Below are 21,369 nucleotides of genomic sequence, written 5' to 3'. Positions count from 1 at the left end.
AATCTTTTCAGGAAACTCGAAGTTTTGATGACAAACCAAACTCTACAATTTACGTGTAGTGATAGCTAATCACTACAAAGAACAAGATACAAGATGATAAAAATCTTCCGTTTAACAGGGCTCTTGCGCTGCAAACAAAGCAGTGCTTTATTTTTGCTCATATACCCCCGCCCAACAGCGACATCCATGTCGCCATGCGATAGCTACACCATCTAGGATTCAATGAAGAAAAGGTACTTACACTGCCCAACCTAGGTTGCAAAGTTTTAGCTCATTGGTGTAAACAATAGATCTTTCATAAAGCAAATGATTGAATTAAAGAATATTAATTAGGAGAAATTATATTCTTGTGTATGAGTTTTTTGACAGGTTAACTATATCAACTATTTCGCTTGTTTTTGGCTATACAGCATAACCAAAATAGACAATAGAAATAGTCCCCCCATCAACATAACAGTAACATGAAAAGCCATCAGTTCAGCAGATTCTAGGCTATTGCCTTGCTGTTGAGAAAAAGCCGTCATAAAAGTCATCGTCGTACCCAATACTGCAATTCCGAGTGTCATTCCAAGTTGGCGTAGGGTATTTAAGATTGCTGCCGCAAAATTTGCATCTTGAACTTGCACACTTCCCATAATCAATGTACTTGAACCTGGCACGATCAGTCCCATCCCGATTCCCATCAGTCCACCACATAAGACAAATAGCAGCAAAGATGAATCGAGTTGAAAACTCATCATGGCCAACAACGCAACGCCTGCAATTGCCAAGCCCAGTATCAATAAGCTTGCCACTGTAAATCGTTGATGTAATTTGGCAAAGGCTATTGAAACAAATGCTTGAGTTAAAAACTGTGGTGCAATCAACCAGCCAGTCTGTGCTGCACTCAACTCGATCTGATTTTGATAAAATAAAGCAAATATAAATAACGAACTATATCCTGCAAAACCCAAGATAAATGAAATTGCGTTATAAGCTAAAAAATGTTTGTTCTTAAATAAATGATTGGGGATCAAGGGATGAACTGTATGTTTTTGCTGCCATGCAAATGCCATACTCGCCACACCAAACAAAACAATACTCAGCATCAACCAATGCTTTAAATAGTCGTGTTGTAGGGCAATAATACTATAGGTTAATGTGACAATGGCAACAGCGCTATATAACAAACCAAGATAATCAAACGGTAGAGATTGAGATTTCTGGTCTGGGTCAATTCCCTTATATCCCAAGTAAATCGTCACAACCCCAACTGGAAGGTTAAGCCAGAATATGCTTTGCCAACCAAAATGATGCACCATCAAACCACCGATTAGCGGGCCAACAATCAATGAAAAAGCACTAAAAGAACTCCAGCGACCAATTTCACGTGCTTTGTCTTGTGGTTGATGAAAATGATGTACCAAAATCGCCAAAGCCAGAGGGATTAAAACTGCGCCAGCCACCCCTTGAATCATACGGCCAATGATCAACAAACTAAAATTGCTTGCCATTGCACAAATCATTGAACCCACTATAAAAATGATGACACCCAACAGCCATAATTTTTTACGCCCTAAACGCTGGCTTAATGCCCCCACTGCTAACATCAAACTCGATAGGCTTAAAGCATAACTATCAATTACCCACTGTAGATCAGCCATATCGCTATCAAATTCTTTTTGAATGCTTCCAAGTGCCAGATTGACACTACTTAAATCCACCAAACAAAGAAATGTGCTGATATAGAGCGCTAAAATGAGATAAATCGGTTGGCGAGATGCGTTCATACATCACCTAAGACAGATAAATGAGAATCATTATACTATATACTGACCGACCGTCAGTCAATTGAAAACCACCGAAAAATAAACACCTCATTTTGGTAGACATGACTCAACTATCTTTTTGAAGATCACCAACGAGATATAACTAAATGACTTGCTCTTAGATCACATAATCATTTTTTATCTAAAATATAAGCTGAAATAAATATAGAAAGATCACTCATCATGACCTAGCATTTTTAAATATTGCATCGCAATTTGTCGCGAGAAATCTGTACTATCTTGCAGTTGATTGGCAATTGCTTCATCCGTTACCCCATGCACCCCCGAATAAATCAACAAAGCGGTTAATTTTGGCTGTTCTAAATGCCAAATGCCTGCTTTCTGACCACCCTTTAAGATATGCAGTAATTGTTCAACTATCATATTTTTTTCTTTATTTTGACGCTCATGATGATGTGCGCCAAAAACAATATCATGTATAGGATAACTGTTGAGATAGGTGTGAATATTTGCAGCGACCCAAACTTTAAATTGACTGACCCAATCTTCTGCATCACATTTTGCAACTGCTGTATCTAGAGCCTTAATAAAAAAATCGATATAACGTTTTTTTAATGCTTCAACAATATGCTGTTTTGATTCAAAATAATGATAGAACGTGCCTTTAGCCACACCCACGCTGGCGATAATTTCGCTAATCGTGGTTGCTTCCACCCCTTTTTCTAAAAAAAGCGTTTGTGCAGCATTCATCAGCTCATCAATTCGGACTTCTGCTGGCTTGGTTTGCCTTTTTGTCACCTGAGTAGAAGCGACTTGAGATTGTGATGACATACTTCTCTATTTTCTACACATAAGAATTTAATTATAAATGAGCCCTTCCCAATTCACAATTGAAGCCAAGCTCAGTTCTCTAATCACTTTAACATCATGAAGATATACAGACTACTGATTTTAGATTGAGCATATCTGACAGAATATCAAAGCCAGCTTAGACAGTTTTTGACTTCCTGAGGCGTTTATTCAATCTCTCCATAGAGTTGCTTCATAACTCATCATGTTGAGTGAATCATATAGGTACTGAAAGTTCCATCTCTCTTTGGGGGGACTAGGATCAGGGAGGAATTTAAAATTGTTCTATCGTTTTAAAAAATGACTTACAAAAGAAGTATAATATTCATTCACCTTAAAAAAACTAGTTATTTCCGGATAATAACCAGATTGATAAATGCTAATCTAGCCGTATAAGCATCAAGAGCATAAAATAATCTGGCATCATCTTTAAACTATTTAAATGAGACAAACCAATTTAAATGAGATAAAAAATCTAAATCATTGAAAATTTCAGCTTAAATTAATCCAATGTACAAATAAATAATTACAACTCAAATTAAAATAAATATTTACTAACATAAAGACAAACTCATTAATTCTATTCATATTTTACTTATAAATAACGATATCTTTAATATTTTGAAATAATTTAACAAAATATATATTTGTAATCTCTGTATGTTTTTTGTCTATATAACATAAATAATCACCTTAAAAGCAATAATTAAAGTAATAATAAATTAATTAAATTATTTAAAGGTAAAAGAATGAATGATTCTTTAGCATTAAAAAAAGCGAGGATTATTTCACCCAAAGCACTCATCCAAAATATACATCATGAGAAAAATGATCTAACGCATCCGAACTACAGTTTATTTTTAGATATTGATGGCACACTGGCTGATTTCACTTCAGATCCAAGCCAAACAACTTTGAATCAAAGAAATTTTAATATTATTCAAAAACTTGTCAACAATTCTATAATTATCAGTATTGTTACGGGTAGACCTTTAGATCAAGCAAAAACCTTTTTCCCCAATCTAGCCTTAAATATTGCAGGAACCCATGGTCTGGAAATGCAATTAAAAAATATCGATACGCATATTTCTATGCCCCATACTCATTATAATCCAGAAGATTTAATTCAAATTAAACATGAGATTAATCAACTTTGCTTATCTCAACCCCATATTCGAATAGAACATAAACCTTATTCTATTGCGCTACATTATAGAGAACACCCTCAATATAAAAACCAAGCGTTGCATTTTTTAGAACAAGTGCAAGCGAAAAATTTAAATTTTAAAATTATTCAGGGTAAGTACGTATTTGAATTAATTCCTACACAGGCCAATAAAGGAAATGCAATTCACAGAATAATCCAACAATGTAAACTAAAAAATAGTATTGCATTATTTATTGGCGACGATTTTACTGATGAAGCAGGTTTTGAAGTCATTAATCAGGTTGGTGGTATCAGTATCAAGGTTGGTGCAGGCGATACCCAAGCTAGATTTAGATTAGAAAATACAATGGCTGTGACCGATTTTCTCGAATTATTTGCTCAACATATCCAACAAGAAAAGATTAAATCTTCGGTAAAACGCTTGGAGAATACTCATGTCTAGATTAATTGTTTTATCAAATCGTGTCAGCTTACCCGATCCCTCGAATAACTCAGCAGGTGGTCTAGCAGTGGCTGTGCAAGATGCACTACATGATATTGGTGGAATATGGTTGGGGTGGAATGGTCAACAAATTGACAATCATAAGTCGGTAAAGTTTGAACATATACAGCAAGATAATATTGAATTTATTACCTGCCCACTACAGCAGCGTCAATACCAACAATATTACTGTGGCTTTGCCAATAACACCTTATGGCCTGCTATGCATGAGCGTGCCGATTTAATTGAGTTTAAATCCGAAGAATATGCTTCATATCAACAAGTTAACCAATTTTTTGCCGAAAAGCTGTATGAGATTGCTCAACCTGATGATTTAATTTGGGTACATGACTATCATTTTTTCAGCATAGCGCATTATTGTCGAAAACTTGGAATGCGTAATCGTATCGGTTTTTTCTTACATATCCCATTTGCCAGTGCTTCAATATGGGAAAAATTACCGGAGGCTCGCACCTTACTGCAAGATTTAACTCAATATGATGTATTAGGCTTACAGACTCAATTAGACCAACAAAAATGTATGCAGCTTTGCCAAAATAGTTTGAAATTTAGCCGCGTACAAGATGATCTTTTGATTCAACCTGATCAACAAACCCGCATTAAATGCTACCCTATTGGTATTAATCCTGAAGTGATACAACAGGCAGCACAACGTCAGAATCAAACCATGAAATCGATATTCGATTTTGAAGATAATCCTTTGTATAAAACTATTATCGGTGTTGACCGTATTGATTACTCAAAAGGTTTACTTGAGCGTTTTGGAGCTTTTGAATGCTTTTTACAACAGCATCCTGAGTATCATCAGCATATTGTGGATTTACAGGTTGCGGGCCCATCTCGCATGGACATTACGACATATCAAGATTTTTATCTATCTTTCATGGACAAAATTAAGCAAATCAATCAAGACTACGCTACTGCTGACTGGACGCCCATTAACTGCACTCAGGACGTGGTAGAGCATGATGAATTAATGCAGATTTATCAGTATGCCGACATTTGCTGGGTTAGTTCGTTAAAAGATGGGATGAATTTAGTTGCCAAAGAATATATTGCAGCACAGGATCCTGATAACCCTGGGGTGTTGATTCTCTCTAAATATGCAGGTGCAGCAGAGCAAATGACCGAAGCGGTGCTGGTCGATCCAAATAATGAAAAGCAGATGGTTAAATCCCTTGAAACTGCTTTGTTTATGTCGAAAGAAGAACGTATTGAACGTTATCAACAACTGATGCTGGGCATCGAGCAGTTTGATATCAATGACTGGCGTAATGCATTTTTACATGACTTACAGCAACCCATAGATGAACCAATTTATATGCACAAGGCAGGGATTTCATCTCGGGCTTCAACATTTAAGGTCTAGTTTGCTCCTATTCACTTGAATGTGCTGCTTTCAATTTTAATCTGCCCAGCAAGGGTTACAGCAAATTGCTGTAACCCCGTGTGATTCTATTTTGCTTGTATCTGGGTGTATCTGTTGACGATGCCAATCATTGCCAACAGCAGTGCAATGACAATAAATACCGAGCCTAATCCAATCACTTCACTTAAAAAGCCTACCAGTGCAGGGCCAAGTAAAGCCCCACTATAAGCAATTGTTGAAACCAATGATAATGCAGCTGCTTTGGGAATTAAATTTTGCTCTCCTACCCGAGAAAACATCACTGGTACAATGTTAGAACTCCCCAAACCTAAACAGCAATATCCTAACAATACTACCGACCAGTGAGGAGCAAATACGATAATCATTAAGCCCAAAGCAGCCAAAATGGCGCCATACAATACCACCTGCTTGGCACCAAACCATCGTAACAACGCACTGCCTGAAAACCGCCCTACTGTCATAGCGATTGCAAAAAAAGTATAGGCAAAACCAGCGTAAGTAGGATCTAAGTGGTATTGCTTTACCAGATATATCCCACTCCAGTCCATTGCTGCCCCTTCAGATAAAAAACTGATAAAACATACCAAACCGATCAGAAGTAAAGTGGGATGCATCAATTCTTTTAACTTTAATTTTTCTGGCTTATTTTCTACTACTGTGCCTTGCTCTATGTTCTCTATTCGAGTCAAACATAGCGGTATGGCAAAAAATGCAATGCTTAACAATATACAACTGATACTCAGTGCGGCAAGTAATGGTGTAACACCTAAAGCCAATAAGATGCTGACCAATGCCACACCCATTAAGCCCCCTAAACTACACATGCTGTGAAAACTGGACATTCTATTGCTTAGGCTATTTTTCTCAACAATGACTGCTTGCATATTAATAGCAACGCCCAAGCTTCCTACCATCGTGCCAAACACAAACAATAAAATGGCCATAGATAAAGCAGTATTGCATATACTTAGAAAGGGCAAAATACATAGCATAGCCAATAGCGTAAAACCAATAATTGACTTACACCCCAACTTTTGGATTAAAGCACCCGTGGCAGGCATAGATAAAAATGAGCCAATACCTGCGCAAAGCAGAAGTAAACCAAAATCTGCATGATTCAGATACAAGCGTTGCTGGGCAAATGGAATTAATGGCGCCCATGCTGCTGTCGCAAAACCCAAGCTAAAAAAACTAAGCTGAGTTGCTAAAATTTGACTATGGATGGGGTTCGTACGATCCCATACAGCTGTTTTAAAAATGAACATTTACGATGCCACTCACAAAAAATTTAGGCATTTCCTTACAAAACCACAATCCATAGAAAAACCCCTTGTCTTTTGCCATGTAAAACTGACAAATGAACAAGGGGTATTTGGCGAAATTATACTCAGATTTTAAATGCTGTCATTGTTTATTTTTGAGTTTTCTCTAGAAATTTGTAACATAGACAATGCAGTTCCCACTTAAATCTATATAACTAATATATATCGTTTTTTTATTTTTAGATTTAATTAACTTTATAGTAATTCGCAAACATGGGGTTGAATTATCCTATCTCCAGTTGCCAAAGCATAAACTATTTTAAATCTTATATTGAGTTGAACGCTCTACGTTTTATATCTTTATGATGGCTGTTAAGAAAGATAGGTTCATCCATGATTATTTATAGCTCAGCATTTTCCAACCGACTGAGAAAATAAGATAAGCCCTCTGGCGCACGTGCATCCAAACGGCTACTTGTACTCACGCGTACTTGATTAGTCCAAGTAATTTGATATCCGTGTTGAATAAATTTTTGTACCAATTCAACATCTTCATGGCAGCAAATCGCTTCAAAACCACCCACTTGTAGATATACTTGCGCACTAAAGCTTAAATTAGCTCCATGAATATGCTGATGGTTCATACGATCTTTGTAATGGATCAAATAGTTTTGCTGAGCATTTAGGGACAAATGGCTAAAATCATCAAGCTGCACCACACCGCAAATGACATCAGTGGGTTGATGCTGTATTTGAGCATATAACCAATCTAAATCTACACAACTGTCCGCATCTGTGCATGCAATCCAAGTCGCACCCTGCGCGATTAAATGCCGAATTCCTAAATCACGTGCTTGCCCTACGCATTGATAGCTACATGTAAGCCAACGTATATGATTGTTTTTTACGATATTTAAGGATTGATCATTACACTGATCTAATACCACTAAAACTTCAACTTGATGGTGCTTAATTTGTTCAATTGCTTTTTGAACAGCTTGCAAGCATGCCGATAAGTACTGTTCTTCATTATGGGCCGGAATAACGATACCTATTTTCAAATACTTCCCTCCTGTTGTGCCAGTGAAGAAGCGCCAACTGTCCAAAGATCGACGATAAAATCGGGATCACTCAGCGTTAAATAATGATGAAATGGCAATTGATTCTTCAAGCTTTCATGAACCCGTTGCGCATCTAGCTCAAAACCTTCTATCTCATGACGCCAATGGCAGCACAAAATTTCTCCATGTGGCGTTAAACTATGCGTTAAATGATCAATTAATTGATGTAATTCTTGTGAAGTCAAATAATATGCAACCTCACTTATTACAATGAGATCAAAATGTCCAGAAGGATAAGCGTTGGGTATTCTTCTCTGTTCTACCTTAACATGTTTATAGCCGTGCAAACGTTTGGAAGCCAATTGAATAGCATTTTCGGAAGCATCTATTGATAAGACTCGATCAGCGCGCTGTGCCAAATGTTCGCTTAGATGGCCATTAGAACAACCTATTTCTAAAAGATTTATGTAGTGTGGTCGCGTCAATAACGCCAGACAAATTTGCTTTTTTCTAGATTCATACCAACGGTGATCATACCCCCATGGATCCTCACTTTTTGAATACAATTCTTCAAATACATCGATATAGTCATTCACAGAGATAGACCTCATAAGGCATGAGCAGACGCTCAATGATTGCTGGCGATAGAACAGCATTCTGTCCCGTACTCTCATCTGCTTGGGTTTGAGAATTGAACTGTAAAATGGCTTGACGTTTTTGGCTAATTTGCTCATCAGTCAAGCAATAAGCGTAGGCTTGATGCCATGGGATTCGGGGATCCTGAGGAATTGCCCAATGCCAAGCCCAGATCAGAACTTGCAAACAGGGCAATTGGTGTACTTTTGCGAATGACTGAACGGTCTTACCTACTGCTTCATGATCTGGATGACCATCGTATTTATAGGTGCAAATTAAAAAATCTTCTGGGTGAATGGTCTGATCTAATCCAGACCAAAGTTGATTGATTTGTAAATGAACTTGTCCATCAGTCAAATTCAATCCGATACGTTGGGTATGTTTAGCAATCGCTAAACACTCTAGGGCAGCCAAACTTTCTAGTGGACGCAATTGATTTAACTGTTCGGGTGTGTATTTTTTCGATTGTGGATGGCTCTGGGTACCATTTGTAACTGCCAATACAACAATGTTGCAATCTAATTGCATAAGCTGTTGCATTAAGCCAGCACAACCCAGTATCTCATCATCAGGATGCGGGGATATTATCACCACCCTTTTGGAACGAAATTGCTCAAGATCGAGTGGTGGCAACGGCTGTTTTTCAAATGCCTGTAACCATTGACTCTTTTGAGTGCCCTCACCCTGAATCATCCGATCTTCAACGAGAGGATGTCTTAAAGTTCCCATGACATATGCTCCTGTAAACATCGTTCAGCAATTTGCACATCATCAAATGCGGCATGGCTTTGCCGAATAAATACAGGTAGATCAGCCATTAATTGAGCAAAAACACCCTCTTCACAATATGGTCTTGCCCCTAAAGCTTTACCAGCCAAATCCATGACAGCTTGACAGCATTGCTCAGTTTGCGCACGCAAAATTCGAATCACACGTTCATGATTCTCATGAGGCTGTGTGTCTATAAGTTTGGCTGTATATTGAAAAAATGCTTTTGTCACTGCCAACTGCTGAGCCAGCTCACCCATATACATAGACTTAAATGAATTTGGACTATCTTGACAACTCTGTTGTAAAAAATGCATCAAACGTGCAGCAGCTCCATACCAACACGCTGCTATACCTGCTGCACCATGCCAGAAACCTGGACGTTGTAAATATTGATCAGGTTGCCCGATAAGCCGAATTAAGCAGTTGTGAAAATGAACTTTCGCTGTTTGGGTATGTTGCATACCCACTGCTTGCCACTGACTAAAATCTATAGAAATATTAGGCTGATCTAATTGAACCATGCACAACTGAGATTGACCTTGTTCATTCTTATAACTCATTAATGCTCGTTGTACAAAGGCAGCCCCAGAACACCATAACTTAGTTCCAGTACAATGGTTATTTGCCACCTGTAGAGGCGCTGGACCGCCTTCAGCAGCCCATACAGCCCATATCTCTGAAGAACGTATGTTTGTCGAATCGCCTAATTCGTACAAGATACTAAGTGCATCACAATGTGATTCAAATAGTTTTGCCAAACTTAGATCAATTCCCGCTATTTCAGCAAAACACTGCCAACGTGCATAGGTTTGCCCTTGTGCGGGAAAGGGTAAATTCTCAGATAAAAGGGTTAATTGGCGAAATACAGATATACGCTGCTGATTTTTATATTCGAAAGTTGCCGAATTAAAATCTGCTAATACCTGTTTCATGGACTTATTTATTTGGATTTGAAGATTCATTTTAATTTAGTTTTTCATAAGCTTTAAAATTTAATCTATCGTTTAAAATTAATATATTAAATTTAAGTTTTGTAAAAAAACAGGAAATTGCCAAACAACTCACATTAAGCAGATAAAATATCATTTCATTTTGTGACGTTGTTATTGAATAACGTGAGTTAAGTTATTTTAAAAGACTGTTCTGTAACTATTATTATAAATTAAAGAATAAATCCAAAATACACGGTAATCTAAATACTCTAAATCGTTTTATTTTTAATAAAGAAGAGGCTGAAATGACTACTTTCAATATTCAAGATATTAAAAAGCACGCGAATGTTATTGCATCTTGTGGCACACAAGTTGGTACAGTTGATCATCTCGAAGGCGATAGTCAGCTAAAATTAACTCGTGATGATGATCCGAATGGTCAACATCATTTAATTCCAACGTCTTGGATTAGTGATGTTAAGGGTGATCAAGTTATCCTGAATAAAAACTCAGAAGAAGTCCGTGATCAGTGGAAAGCTATATAAATAAACCTAGCGCAGTCATACTTATTTGGCTGCGCTTTAAGCTATTTGTAGATATTTACAAAGTGCAAGCTAATCGAACTCACCAACACCTACAACAGCGTAACAAGTGCATTATGTAAATATAGGCTCTCAAAAAGGAAAATCAACCCGTAGGTATTACAAAATAAGTTTCTTAATTATGGTGACTATAGAAAAATATAAGGTTGATAAAATCAAGATTAAGCTCTTAAACTATCGAATATTGATACGATCAACATGACCTATATATTTACTCAATATATTCAAAAAATGACACAATCAAGTCATCTTTAATAAAATGTTATTTTTAATAAAAAATATTTCACAATATTTTATCTACCTTTTAGTTAAAAATATCGCTTAAAGCTATTATTTATGATTAAATTAATATAAAAATAAACATTTTTTTAAACAAGTTGCCAGTTAAAATTCCTCCCTAGAAAATACGCTATAAAATTCAAAAAATATTTTACAAAGTAGCAACAGGGTTAAAATCCTTATAGTTTACTTTTAATTTTGAATACCGTTACAAGAAGTGATTTCTTTTATTGCCTGCGATAAGAGTGGGACAACTAAGTTGATAAGTTCGCCCATCTATATTTAGATCTACTGATTTAAGCTTATGGCTCTATTTATTTGAGCCTAGCCTTGTAACTTTAGCCATTTGGTCGAGTCACAATTGGGAAAATTGAATCTGGCCGTTTAAACATTGCAAAGAATTTTCCAATTTTCAGTGGATTGCCTTTGACTTTACTGTCTTTAGAAAGGAGGACTTTTACCCCTTCTATTTGTCCTGTAATCATTTTTAGATATAAGGGTTTGGTTAAGGTTAATGTTGGGCAATCCGATGCCAAAGCGCTACTGTGATCATAACGCTTGAATTGCATGACTGAGTTTTCAACCCACAATGAAAAATTCTCTTTGGTATCCGATAAAACCAGATTGAGACACTGGTTTTCACTTTTTAAATTTTCTACATCTAAATTGGTTGCCATGGCTTCAAGAAATCTTTCTGTTGGCGTGTGAATCAATAAGTCACTTGGATCAGATGTATTTTGCAAAGGTAGATTATTTTGTAGCTCTTGGGCACCGACTAAAAAGAAATTACGCCAAGTTGAAGCCTCAGCAGCATAGCCCAATTGACGATAAGTATTTGCCAATAAGTTTTTCGCTTGTTGGTTTTGAGGGTTATTCAACACAATATGCTTTAAAATCTCAGCAGCCCATCTATAATCAGCTTGATCATAGGCATCTTGCGCATTTTTCAACGCTTTGCTCTCCCCACCTGCTAATTCAATATATTTTTTTGCAACAGCTTTAGGTGGCAATGGATCTAAATTGGAAGGATGGGCATCGAACCATCCCATATAATATTGGTATACCGCTTTTACATTATGCTTTAGGGTTCCATAATAGCCATGAGCATATAGTTTTTGATCAAGTGCCGCTGGAAGCTGAATTTTCTCAGCAATTTCAGCGCCATTTAAACCAGAGTTCATATATCTCACCGTCTGGTCATGGGTAAACTTATATACATCTCGCTGCGTTTTAATAAAATCTTGAATATTGTCATTGCCCCATACTGGCCAATGATGCTGTGCAATCAACACATCCGATGTTTTGGCATGTTGCATTGCCTGATCTAAATAACCCACCCATTTTAAGGCATCTCGTACTTTAGCGCCTCGAAGGGTATAAAGATTATGCATGGTATGCGAAAGAATTTCCGCGCCATTATAAAGTTTGAGTGATGGGATAGAGAAGGTTAACTCTGCGGGCGCTTCTGAACCCGGCACGTTATAAAACACAAAATCTAGACCATCAACGGTCATTTTCTGTTCCGCCTGAGTAATCAGTTGTGTAGGCTCAAGGATTCCCATTTTCCCAACAGCAACTGCCTTACCTAAACCTGTATCTACCAGGCCTTGTGCATTCTTCGGTAGAAAAGTTCCATACATGTAACTGGCACGACGTAGCATGGCTGAACCTGCCATCACATTTTCACTGGTCGCTTCTTCCATAAAGCCTTGTGGCGCTATAATTGGCGTTTTTCTTGCGTTAATTTCTTCGGTAGAAATAACACCTAATGCCCCACCAAAATGATCGATATGGCTATGGGTAAAGATAATGGCTGAAATTTTTTGCTCACCTAAATGCTGTCTAGCAAATTTGAGTGCAGCTTCAGCTGTTTCTTTAGAAGTTAATGTATCCACAATAATCCAGCCAGTATCACCCTGTATAATAGTCATATTTGCCAAATCGAAACCACGAATTTGCCAAACTCGATCTGTAACTTTAAAAAGACCGACATTGTTGTTTAACTTTGCTTGTCGCCATAGACTCGGATTAACAGTATTTGGAGCTTGATCGTTTAAAAAATTAAACGCATCAAAATCCCAGATAACATTGCCTTTCTCACTTTTAATTTGACCCGTCGGCTTGGCAATAAAGCCTTTTTGCGCATAATTAAACTCAGTCATATCATCTAAATTATATTTATTCTTATAGGTATTATTTGACTCAATGACTGCTTTTTCTACCGCTGCATTTGCTGCAAAAACAGAAAATGGTAAAATAAACATCAATGAGACCGTCAAAAATTTAATTTTCATTGTCTTTCCTTTTAAAAACATCCATATTTTTGGGTTTTATGATTTGTGCATTATTTTCATCTGGCATTAAATACCTGTCTTATATCCCGCTATAAAATCCTCTTCCTTCTACAATTTGATTCATCCCCACTTTCAATTGGTGATTTTATTGATCAATCATAACTTTGATTTACCTTGAATCGAATGCCACCTTCAATATAGTCTTTTAAGTATTTACCCAACAGTTTGTGATCTTTTACCTTGGTCGGCCAAAAGTGTTCAAGACCAATATCACTGACCACATTGAGTATCGTATTGAAGGTAAAAAGTACTTTTAATGCAATCGCGTCAGGTTCAGAATCTGGTAAAGCCAGTTGTAATAAAGAGACTGCTTTATCTGAAATAGGTACCAGTGTCTTTACAACAATGATCCGCCCTTCGTCTCCTGCGCTAATCGTCTTAGAAAAGAATTTTATATAATGAATCCCATTTTCCTGTAAAAGAATCTTCACCATCGGTTTCATCAAGGCATCTACAACATCAGAAACTTGTACATGTTCAGGTTGAATCGCATTTAAGAGCGCGAGGCTGTCTGTAACATAAGGTGTCATGACATGATCAAGCGCAGCTTCTACCAATCCCCATTTAGATTTGAAGTGGTAATATAAAGCTGATTTATTTGCTACTTTTGCAGTTTCATTAATTTTCTGTACAGACAAAGTTTCAATATTGTTCTGTGAAAAGAGAACAATCGCAGCCTCGATAAGCTTTTCTTTGGTTTGATTACTCATCACATTCCATAGAGAAAAATAAAAAGAGAGGTCTTTTTATATCAAAAATGATAAAAAATAAACCAGCCCAATCGACTGGCTTATTTTTGACAGATGAACTATGAACAACCTTTGGCTTCGAATTCCTCTTTAGAGCTGTAGTTCAAGTCTGGTAAATAATCACCCATGACTGTCTTTTCATCTCCCCAAACTTTGGTGTTCTGGATTGCTTGACTAAAGTTTGAATACGGTAATAAATTTCTCATGATCAGGAAACCAACATCGTTATGCCCTTTTTCCACCGCATCTGGACCAGTATACCCATCACCACGTGGACTTAAAGGCAAGTACGCAATTCCACATTCTTCTGTTGCATTCTTTGGTCGATCTTCTGGTAGAGATACAACGAGAGTATAAAAGCCATTTTTGTCTGTATGCTTTATTTGCTCATCATAGATACAAAAGTTAGTTGCTGTCGAGATCAGCTCATTGCTACAAATTGACCAATATCGAATATCACCTTTCCCTAAAGTGGTTTCGTTACCAGAAGTTGCTGCGATTTGTGGCAGTTTACCTTTCACCACAACCACCTTACCGAGCTTACGGCTAATCACAGAAAAGGTATATTCATTATCTGGTGTAGCCCATTGATTCAGCTTACGTTCAGTTTTAAATCCTTCACACTGAGCTAAGTTATATTTATAAATACAACTAATATTCGCAGGCCCGTTATAGGCGGTATACCATGTTGGGGTCAATTGCGCAGGGAAACCCGTGTAAAGCTGTTTATTATACAAACTTAAAATTAAGTTCAAAGGCGTTTGCACATTATCCAAAGCTTTTTCTTTCACTTTAAGGACCGTACAAACTTCTGCACCTGTTTTGATTTCACCATTGGCTAACTGCACTTTAAAGCGAGGAAAATTAACCCCTCCTTTCTCATTAAAGCCTTTATTCGGCACATAAACACGATAGATTAACGCCACTTCATTACTGTCTGTTTTAGGTGCATATAAAGTATTTTCTTGAGGCAATGCAGGTAGATCCCCCAAGACCAACTCAGCTTTAAATCCTCTTTCTTTATTTAAGCGGTTATTCCCCACAATAAAGGGATTGGTCACACCGTGATTGGGTTTAATATTGACATCTACCAAAGAGTTAACGCGTTCTCCTTTAGCTGTATAGCTAACCAGAGAAGTGTGACGGGCATAAGGATAATCACCATCGATAAAAACTTTTGCACCTTCTGGCACTGTAAATTCACTCGACCAATAATTTACATTGGAGTCTGGAAGCGCATAATTCATAGGATTGGCACCACCGGTTCCATCCTTACTTGAAACCGCATTTTGCCACATACAATCTGTCAGTTCTGCTTTAGGCGGTTGGGTTAGATATTCCTCATCATCATTGTCGTTACAAGCACTTAAAGTGATTGAACCCATAACCGTCGTCAGCAGTATCCCTACTTTTAATTTATTCATTTTTTCCATAACTTACTTTTCCTTTACACCATGTACTTCGATCCTAGAACGATGGCGACTTCATTTTAATTTTAATTGATCATTTAAATGGATTGTTTTTTAATCCACTTAGATTAAATATAATAATCCACTTAGATTAATTTTCAAGCGTTTTTTTTGATCTATTTAAAAAGTTCTTTTTTGCATTGATCAATGACATTTCAAGTCGGTGTTTAAAATAAGCGCAGTTTCTCTACCCATATAAATTAAAAAGATATTTTTGATCAAAGGGTTATTTTTAACAGTAGGTCTAATTATTTTTTTATAAAAATGCGGAGGAACCTTAACTGAGATCTTTTTGATACTTCATTTATTGCTTGATCGACTGCTTAAGCAAATGAAGGTAAATTCTCTCTAAAGACCCTGTATCTGTGTTTGGTTGTGGGCAGGTTGCTGTAAATTTAGTTGTGTTATAAGAGGAGCAATAATACTTTTACACATTTTTAATGGATAGTCTTTATTGATATTAGTCAAAAATATGTACATATAATTCTTTTATAATAAATAAACTTTCAATTTTAAAATACAAATGGACTCTAGCATTTTTAATTTTGAAATTTAAATAACGACTCATTAGCATATACTTTAAAATTCACATAAATAATTTATAATTTTCATACCTAAATCAAATATTTCTGATTATTAAATTTAAGCAGATAAAAATTTACTTTAAGATCTTTTAAATAATATAATTCTTAGGAATAAACTTAAACGAATAAAAGATAGGATGAATTATGAAAAAGATATTAAAGCAGATTGCAGTTTTCTTAATTTTTATCATAGGTACAAGTAATTCAATGGCACTTATATGTACAGGACCTGTTTCTGGAGTGTCTGTTAACGTACAGACTGGTGGTGTTTTAGCAGCATCTGTAGGGGGATTAAGTTATCCAATACTATGTAGTACCCTTTCCACTGTAAATGAAATCCCTTCTGCCAATTGTAGTAAATTTTTTGCAACATTACTCATAGCACAAGTTACAAAGAAAACAATAACATTATTTTTAGAGAAGGACAAAGTTGCTCGTCTTTTCAGGCTTGGCAATTAGCACCAACTTTTTATCACTACACACTTAATGATTAATTTTTAAATACTTAAATTATTCATAGATATTATAAATATCTATGAATAATACAATTTAAAATAAAATATATAAATTAAATTTAAAAAACATAAATAAATTTTACATATTATTAAATTGAGACACTGGAATTATAAAAATCAATTAATAATATGTAAATATTGACCTTCACATGAATTATTTATATAAATATTTATTGATTTTCCTGATGAAAGTGCCATTAGAAGGGTTGCATAAGTAGCTTTCATATTATCAGTATTAGGATTTGACCAACTTAACCAAGTTCCAGCTGGACAAGAGCTAGTACCTGCATTGAGTTGGAGTAATATTTTTGCGGGCATATAAGTTGCTTCCAAAATTTTCACTTTACCTGTAACCACTTCAACAGCATGTGCATTTGCACCAACTAAAGAAAGCATCAATATTGAACTTAATAAAATACTTTTAATCATGAAATAATCTCTAATTTAATAAAGTAAACGACAAATTATTTGATTTACCGTTATTTACAAAAAATGGATAAGAAATATTGGAAGAAATTGATCAAAAAGTTATGGTTGTTTAACAACAATATTTCGACATCATGTAGATAAATTATATTTTAATATAGTTACTTAGATAAATCTAAACGTATCAAATAAGGCATTCCCTTAGATTGCCACTCAGTAGAGCATCCATTTACAAACCCTGAAATAGAAGTCTGATTGTGAAAAGATGATAGTAAAGCCGCATACATCTCTTTAAAACTTATATGACTACGTTGTAAAACCAATCGATCTGGTGTAGTACAATTCTCACTATTTGCAACACTTCCGTTCAATTGAATAATAATACCCCCTGAATCATGCACAATTAATTGAGAGATTTTTGATGTTGTAAAGAAAGTTAAAGCATTTACATTACTTGATATGAATATAAAACTACTCAATATTAGTATAACCAACTTATTTTTTACTTTAAAAAACTCTTTATCGATATCCAATTAAAATCTCCTTTTATATATTATTTTCTTAAATCTAACCGAGTCAAAATAGGATAGGATCCATTACAGCCATTTGCCCAACCACTGATTGTTGTTTGTGCATGAAATGCTGATAATAATGCTGCATACATTTCTTTGAACATATAATGGTCTTTTTGAAGAATAACAGCAGATGAGATAGTACAACCTTCACCATTTGCAACACCATTCGGAAATTCAATAATTAAAGCATTCCAATGGTCATGAATTGTAATAGCACTAATTTTTGTATTGTAAAACCCACTATTTGCCAAAGCATTCGTATTCAGCAACAAACTAAACAACAACACAAAAAAAATATTTTTCATTATAACTTATCCTTTTAAATAACATCTTCATTTCACTAGAAATTTCCACTCGTTATAATGATTTGAATTTCTAAAAGAAGTCTCTTTTTCATCAAATCCATCTTTTTTAATAGGCGTTTTATCAGATCGGCTATAAACACCAATAATCAAATGATCTAAATTTCGGATAATTAAAAAATCATCACCTGTTATAGGATCTTTTTCTAATTTTCGCATATAACGAGTTACCGACAAATGCCTTGGATCCTTAAGTAAGTCATTTAATTCTGAAGGATATATTTTGACACCACCTGGCGTATTTTCATAATAATTTTTGATCGCATTTTGATAAGTTCGCCCGATTCTCAACAATTCTTGTTCATTTTCTCTTTGTTTTAAAGTTGCATAATTGATTGCCCACTGCCCAATTCCTAAAGATAAAAGAATCATGATTCCAAGTATCCAAATATATGCAAAACCTAATTGTGATCTATTAGACATATTACCATTCAGCATATATTTTGTCGTTACTCGATACTTCAGTACTTTTTGATTTAACATCATATATACCAGCTTCATTGGGTGCTTTGATAATTTCCCATTCTTGACTTTTCATGATCGGATCTTCTGGTATTTCTCTTAAATATTTTCTTGTTTTTAAATTTTCCAAAGTATCTGGATATTTTCCTTGGTCTGAATAATACTGATCTATTGCACGTCTTATCGTTGCTAAATTCTGTTTTAATACAACCTCTTGCCCTTCTTTAATTTTACCAAAATATCTTGGCGTTATAATTGAAAGTAATAATGCAATAACAGAAAGAACAACCAGTAATTCTACAATTGTGAAACCGTTATTTTTTTTATCTTTCATTAAAATTACCATTGATTATAAGGAACCCCATTTGTCCCTTTTTGTTCAGATAATGAATATATATCATAGACATCATCACCGTTCTTAGGCTTATCATAGTCACTCAAATAAGCCCGCTTCCCCCATGTTTCCTCAGGTAAAACATTTTCAATGTTCCCTTCAAAAAAAGGGTCTCTAGGAATATTACGAATAAATCTTTCTACTACTATTTTACCATCTTTAGTTTTAACACCTTCAAGCACTTTTAAATTCGAAGGATATCCAGTTTCCGTTTTAAAAGATTTTGGAATTTTATTTTGTTCACTTGCAGTTTTAAATGCATCAATAGCCTGTCGAATTTCTACTAAAGATCGTTTTAGATCTTTTTCATTACTATTTCTTGACGTAATTTCAGTAACAGGGATAACAATTGAAGCAAGAATCCCCAATAGCACTAAACATACCAATAATTCAACAAAAGTAAATCCACGATTTTCAATCATTTTGATTCCACTTGTATTTCTTTTATAACTTTATCAGTTAAAAACTTTTCTGCTTTTCCATCACCTAGTTTAATACTCCCATGCTCTACAATGAGTTCACGCTTCGCTTTTACTTCGCCAATCGGAATTTTAAAGGTTAACAATGCAGCGGGCCCTTGGTGAGCTGGAGTTGTACCAAAATTTAATTGAGTCCCTGCTTGTAATTTTGTTTGTTCAATTTTTGCGGAAGGAGCAACTAAAACAATCCTACTCATTTCCCAACTTTCAGGATGTGCAACATCTACTTTTAGACTTTCAAAAGCAGGAGTATTCTGAATCAAAGCAACTGTAAACTCTTGTCCTGGAGTTACACTACTTGGACCACTCAGCTGAAACTGAGCAGATGCTGGTGCCCCACCATAGCTAGTAGTCGCTGGAGGTGTAACTTTAGCAGTCTGTACAGCTTTGTCTGCCACCTCTACAATATTAGTCGTAGTCGCGCTTGCACTTAAAGGTGATGCTACTTCCATCTGACTGAGCATCGATTCTGCATTTGGTGTATATTTAGCTGATTCATTTAGCCGTAATGGTCTCGTTGTCACCTGATCTAAAGTACCTGAAATGAACTCTTGTATATGTGGCGCTGGTAATTCAAATGGTCTTACTATACGAGGAGTTATAAGTAATACAATTTCACTTTTATTTTTTGAATCTGAAGTATTTGAAAATAAACGACCAAGCAATGGTATTTTTCCAATTCCAGGTAAATGTGTTGCGGATGTTTTCGAATCATCTCGAATTAATCCTGCTAACATTTGTGTTTCACCATTATTTAACTGCAAGATTGTTGAAGCATTTCGTGTTCCAATTTGATACGCAACTACCCCATTTGCTTCACGTATTTCTTTTGCAATATTACTAACCTCCATTTTTATATTAATCTGTACCTGATTATCTTTATTAACCTCAGGTTTTACATTAACTTTTAAGCCTACATCCAAGTAATTTACATTTTGAGTTAGAAAATTAGAGTTTTCACCTATTGTAGAGGTAATAACGGGGACTTTATCACCAATTAAAAAACTCGCTTCCTCTCGACTTTTTACTCGAATTCTCGGATTAGCCAATAAATTTGATTTATTACTTGTTTGTTTAAAATTCAATGCTGCTAAAGGATCTGCAACAACCAATCCCAAATTATTAGAGTTTAAATTTTTCACCTGATTTAATGTGAATTTTCCAACATCGCCTAAGTCATTTAATGCTTTTACACTTATTTGATTTGGAAAGTCTATGCCTAGACCCAATAATGTATCCCGATTTACTTCTAAAACTTCTATATCTAAGACGACTTCAGGTGTAGGTAAATCGTATGCCTGCAAAGACTGTTCTATACTGGCCAATACATCAGTATTATCCCTAATAATTAACATTTTTAAACGATCATCAAAATACATTGATTTCGGTTCATAGAGTTTACTAATCATTTCTTGTGCATTTTTTGCATCAGCTGAGCCCAAGTAAAATGAACGTGTTATCATCTCTTCGTATACTTTTCTTTTTTCTGCTGTATTTTGAAATATCAAAAATGTATTAGAATTTAATGTCTTATAGCCAAGCCCAGAAGTTCGCATAATCATATTTAACGCTTCTTGAACAGTTGTATTTTTGGCATAAATCGTTGTATTTTGATCTAACTTAGCATCTTTATCTAATATAAAGTTTATTCCAGAATGCTCAGAAAGCACTTCTAATACAGATGGCAGAGTAAAACTTGAAGTGCGACATAAACCACCTAATTAATTTAAAGGGTTTATGGAGTATATAAAATTGTCATACCATCATCTTAACTTTGAA

General features: G+C 35.4%; 21 protein-coding genes. 4 read left to right on the top strand and 17 right to left on the bottom strand.

Features of this window, described 5'->3' with window-relative positions:
• Positions 1 to 383: 383 nt before the first annotated feature.
• Positions 384 to 1,769: an MFS transporter gene (locus tag ACG9ZL_RS20065; protein WP_336951485.1), complete on the bottom strand. Its 1,386-nt coding sequence runs from the start codon at positions 1,767 to 1,769 to the stop codon at positions 384 to 386.
• A gap of 213 nt (positions 1,770 to 1,982) precedes the next feature.
• Positions 1,983 to 2,600 carry a TetR/AcrR family transcriptional regulator gene (locus ACG9ZL_RS20060; protein ID WP_419361528.1) on the bottom strand — a complete coding sequence of 206 codons (618 nt, stop codon included), beginning with the start codon at positions 2,598 to 2,600 and terminating at the stop codon, positions 1,983 to 1,985.
• Positions 2,601 to 3,367: 767 nt separating this feature from the next.
• On the opposite strand from ACG9ZL_RS20060, the gene otsB reads away from it, so the two are divergent.
• Both otsB and ACG9ZL_RS20050 read left to right on the top strand, forming a co-directional pair.
• Positions 3,368 to 4,228, top strand: a complete 861-nt coding sequence (gene otsB / locus ACG9ZL_RS20055) for a trehalose-phosphatase (RefSeq protein ID WP_419361525.1) — start codon at positions 3,368 to 3,370, stop codon at positions 4,226 to 4,228.
• Positions 4,221 to 5,657, top strand: coding sequence for an alpha,alpha-trehalose-phosphate synthase (UDP-forming) (locus ACG9ZL_RS20050; RefSeq protein WP_419361522.1), 1,437 nt, complete (start codon positions 4,221 to 4,223; stop codon positions 5,655 to 5,657). The genes otsB and ACG9ZL_RS20050 overlap by 8 nt, the downstream gene beginning before the upstream one ends.
• A gap of 86 nt (positions 5,658 to 5,743) precedes the next feature.
• Here the strand turns inward: ACG9ZL_RS20050 and ACG9ZL_RS20045 are convergent, their stop codons facing one another.
• From ACG9ZL_RS20045 to ACG9ZL_RS20025, 5 genes are all read right to left on the bottom strand, one after another.
• Positions 5,744 to 6,943, bottom strand: coding sequence for an MFS transporter (locus tag ACG9ZL_RS20045; RefSeq protein ID WP_419361519.1), 1,200 nt, complete (start codon positions 6,941 to 6,943; stop codon positions 5,744 to 5,746).
• A 398-nt stretch (positions 6,944 to 7,341) separates the two neighbouring features.
• Complete coding sequence (locus ACG9ZL_RS20040) at positions 7,342 to 8,001, bottom strand: glycosyltransferase family 2 protein (protein ID WP_419361516.1); 660 nt, start codon at positions 7,999 to 8,001, stop codon at positions 7,342 to 7,344.
• Positions 7,998 to 8,612: a class I SAM-dependent methyltransferase gene (locus tag ACG9ZL_RS20035; protein WP_419361513.1), complete on the bottom strand. Its 615-nt coding sequence runs from the start codon at positions 8,610 to 8,612 to the stop codon at positions 7,998 to 8,000. Before ACG9ZL_RS20035 ends, ACG9ZL_RS20040 begins: the two co-directional genes overlap by 4 nt.
• A complete protein-coding gene (locus tag ACG9ZL_RS20030; protein ID WP_336951499.1) occupies positions 8,590 to 9,366 on the bottom strand; it encodes a PIG-L deacetylase family protein in 777 nt (258 codons plus the stop codon). The genes ACG9ZL_RS20035 and ACG9ZL_RS20030 overlap by 23 nt, the downstream gene beginning before the upstream one ends.
• Entirely contained in the window at positions 9,354 to 10,370 is a 1,017-nt protein-coding gene (locus tag ACG9ZL_RS20025; protein ID WP_419328607.1) for an acyl-CoA dehydrogenase family protein, read from the bottom strand. The genes ACG9ZL_RS20030 and ACG9ZL_RS20025 overlap by 13 nt, the downstream gene beginning before the upstream one ends.
• Positions 10,371 to 10,645: 275 nt before the next feature.
• On the opposite strand from ACG9ZL_RS20025, the gene ACG9ZL_RS20020 reads away from it, so the two are divergent.
• The gene (locus ACG9ZL_RS20020; RefSeq protein ID WP_336951503.1) at positions 10,646 to 10,885 is read left to right on the top strand and encodes a DUF2171 domain-containing protein; all 240 of its coding nucleotides are present in this window, start codon (positions 10,646 to 10,648) and stop codon (positions 10,883 to 10,885) included.
• Between the two features lie 674 nt (positions 10,886 to 11,559).
• On the opposite strand, the gene ACG9ZL_RS20015 is transcribed toward ACG9ZL_RS20020, so the two are convergent.
• From ACG9ZL_RS20015 to ACG9ZL_RS20005, 3 genes are all read right to left on the bottom strand, one after another.
• Positions 11,560 to 13,515: an alkyl/aryl-sulfatase gene (locus tag ACG9ZL_RS20015; protein WP_419328603.1), complete on the bottom strand. Its 1,956-nt coding sequence runs from the start codon at positions 13,513 to 13,515 to the stop codon at positions 11,560 to 11,562.
• Positions 13,516 to 13,667: 152 nt separating this feature from the next.
• On the bottom strand, positions 13,668 to 14,285 hold the full coding sequence (locus tag ACG9ZL_RS20010; protein ID WP_336951507.1) for a TetR/AcrR family transcriptional regulator: 618 nt from the start codon (positions 14,283 to 14,285) through the stop codon (positions 13,668 to 13,670).
• A gap of 98 nt (positions 14,286 to 14,383) precedes the next feature.
• The gene (locus ACG9ZL_RS20005; RefSeq protein WP_419361510.1) at positions 14,384 to 15,757 is read right to left on the bottom strand and encodes a hypothetical protein; all 1,374 of its coding nucleotides are present in this window, start codon (positions 15,755 to 15,757) and stop codon (positions 14,384 to 14,386) included.
• A 764-nt stretch (positions 15,758 to 16,521) separates the two neighbouring features.
• Here ACG9ZL_RS20005 and ACG9ZL_RS20000 point away from each other — a divergent pair.
• Complete coding sequence (locus tag ACG9ZL_RS20000) at positions 16,522 to 16,836, top strand: hypothetical protein (protein WP_419361508.1); 315 nt, start codon at positions 16,522 to 16,524, stop codon at positions 16,834 to 16,836.
• Positions 16,837 to 17,009: 173 nt separating this feature from the next.
• On the opposite strand, the gene ACG9ZL_RS19995 is transcribed toward ACG9ZL_RS20000, so the two are convergent.
• The 7 genes from ACG9ZL_RS19995 to ACG9ZL_RS19965 form a co-directional block, all read right to left on the bottom strand.
• Positions 17,010 to 17,321 (bottom strand): hypothetical protein, encoded by a 312-nt coding sequence (locus tag ACG9ZL_RS19995; RefSeq protein WP_419361505.1) that lies wholly within the window; start codon positions 17,319 to 17,321, stop codon positions 17,010 to 17,012.
• Positions 17,322 to 17,479: 158 nt separating this feature from the next.
• Entirely contained in the window at positions 17,480 to 17,851 is a 372-nt protein-coding gene (locus tag ACG9ZL_RS19990) for a hypothetical protein (protein ID WP_419361503.1), read from the bottom strand.
• Between the two features lie 20 nt (positions 17,852 to 17,871).
• Complete coding sequence (locus tag ACG9ZL_RS19985; protein ID WP_419263159.1) at positions 17,872 to 18,198, bottom strand: hypothetical protein; 327 nt, start codon at positions 18,196 to 18,198, stop codon at positions 17,872 to 17,874.
• Between the two features lie 27 nt (positions 18,199 to 18,225).
• Complete coding sequence (locus tag ACG9ZL_RS19980) at positions 18,226 to 18,678, bottom strand: type II secretion system protein (protein ID WP_419361500.1); 453 nt, start codon at positions 18,676 to 18,678, stop codon at positions 18,226 to 18,228.
• Position 18,679: 1 nt separating this feature from the next.
• A complete protein-coding gene (locus tag ACG9ZL_RS19975; protein WP_419361497.1) occupies positions 18,680 to 19,051 on the bottom strand; it encodes a type II secretion system protein in 372 nt (123 codons plus the stop codon).
• 5 nt (positions 19,052 to 19,056) lie between these two features.
• Complete coding sequence (locus ACG9ZL_RS19970; protein ID WP_419361494.1) at positions 19,057 to 19,533, bottom strand: prepilin-type N-terminal cleavage/methylation domain-containing protein; 477 nt, start codon at positions 19,531 to 19,533, stop codon at positions 19,057 to 19,059.
• Positions 19,530 to 21,260, bottom strand: coding sequence for a secretin GspD/PilQ domain-containing protein (locus ACG9ZL_RS19965; RefSeq protein WP_419361491.1), 1,731 nt, complete (start codon positions 21,258 to 21,260; stop codon positions 19,530 to 19,532). The genes ACG9ZL_RS19970 and ACG9ZL_RS19965 overlap by 4 nt, the downstream gene beginning before the upstream one ends.
• Between the last annotated feature and the right edge of the window lie 109 nt (positions 21,261 to 21,369).

The organism is Acinetobacter legionensis (assembly GCF_048551735.1).
Classification (GTDB): Bacteria; Pseudomonadota; Gammaproteobacteria; order Pseudomonadales; family Moraxellaceae; genus Acinetobacter.
The sequence above is the reverse complement of the archived record's forward strand: the minus strand, read 5'-3'. Positions and strand labels throughout refer to the sequence as shown.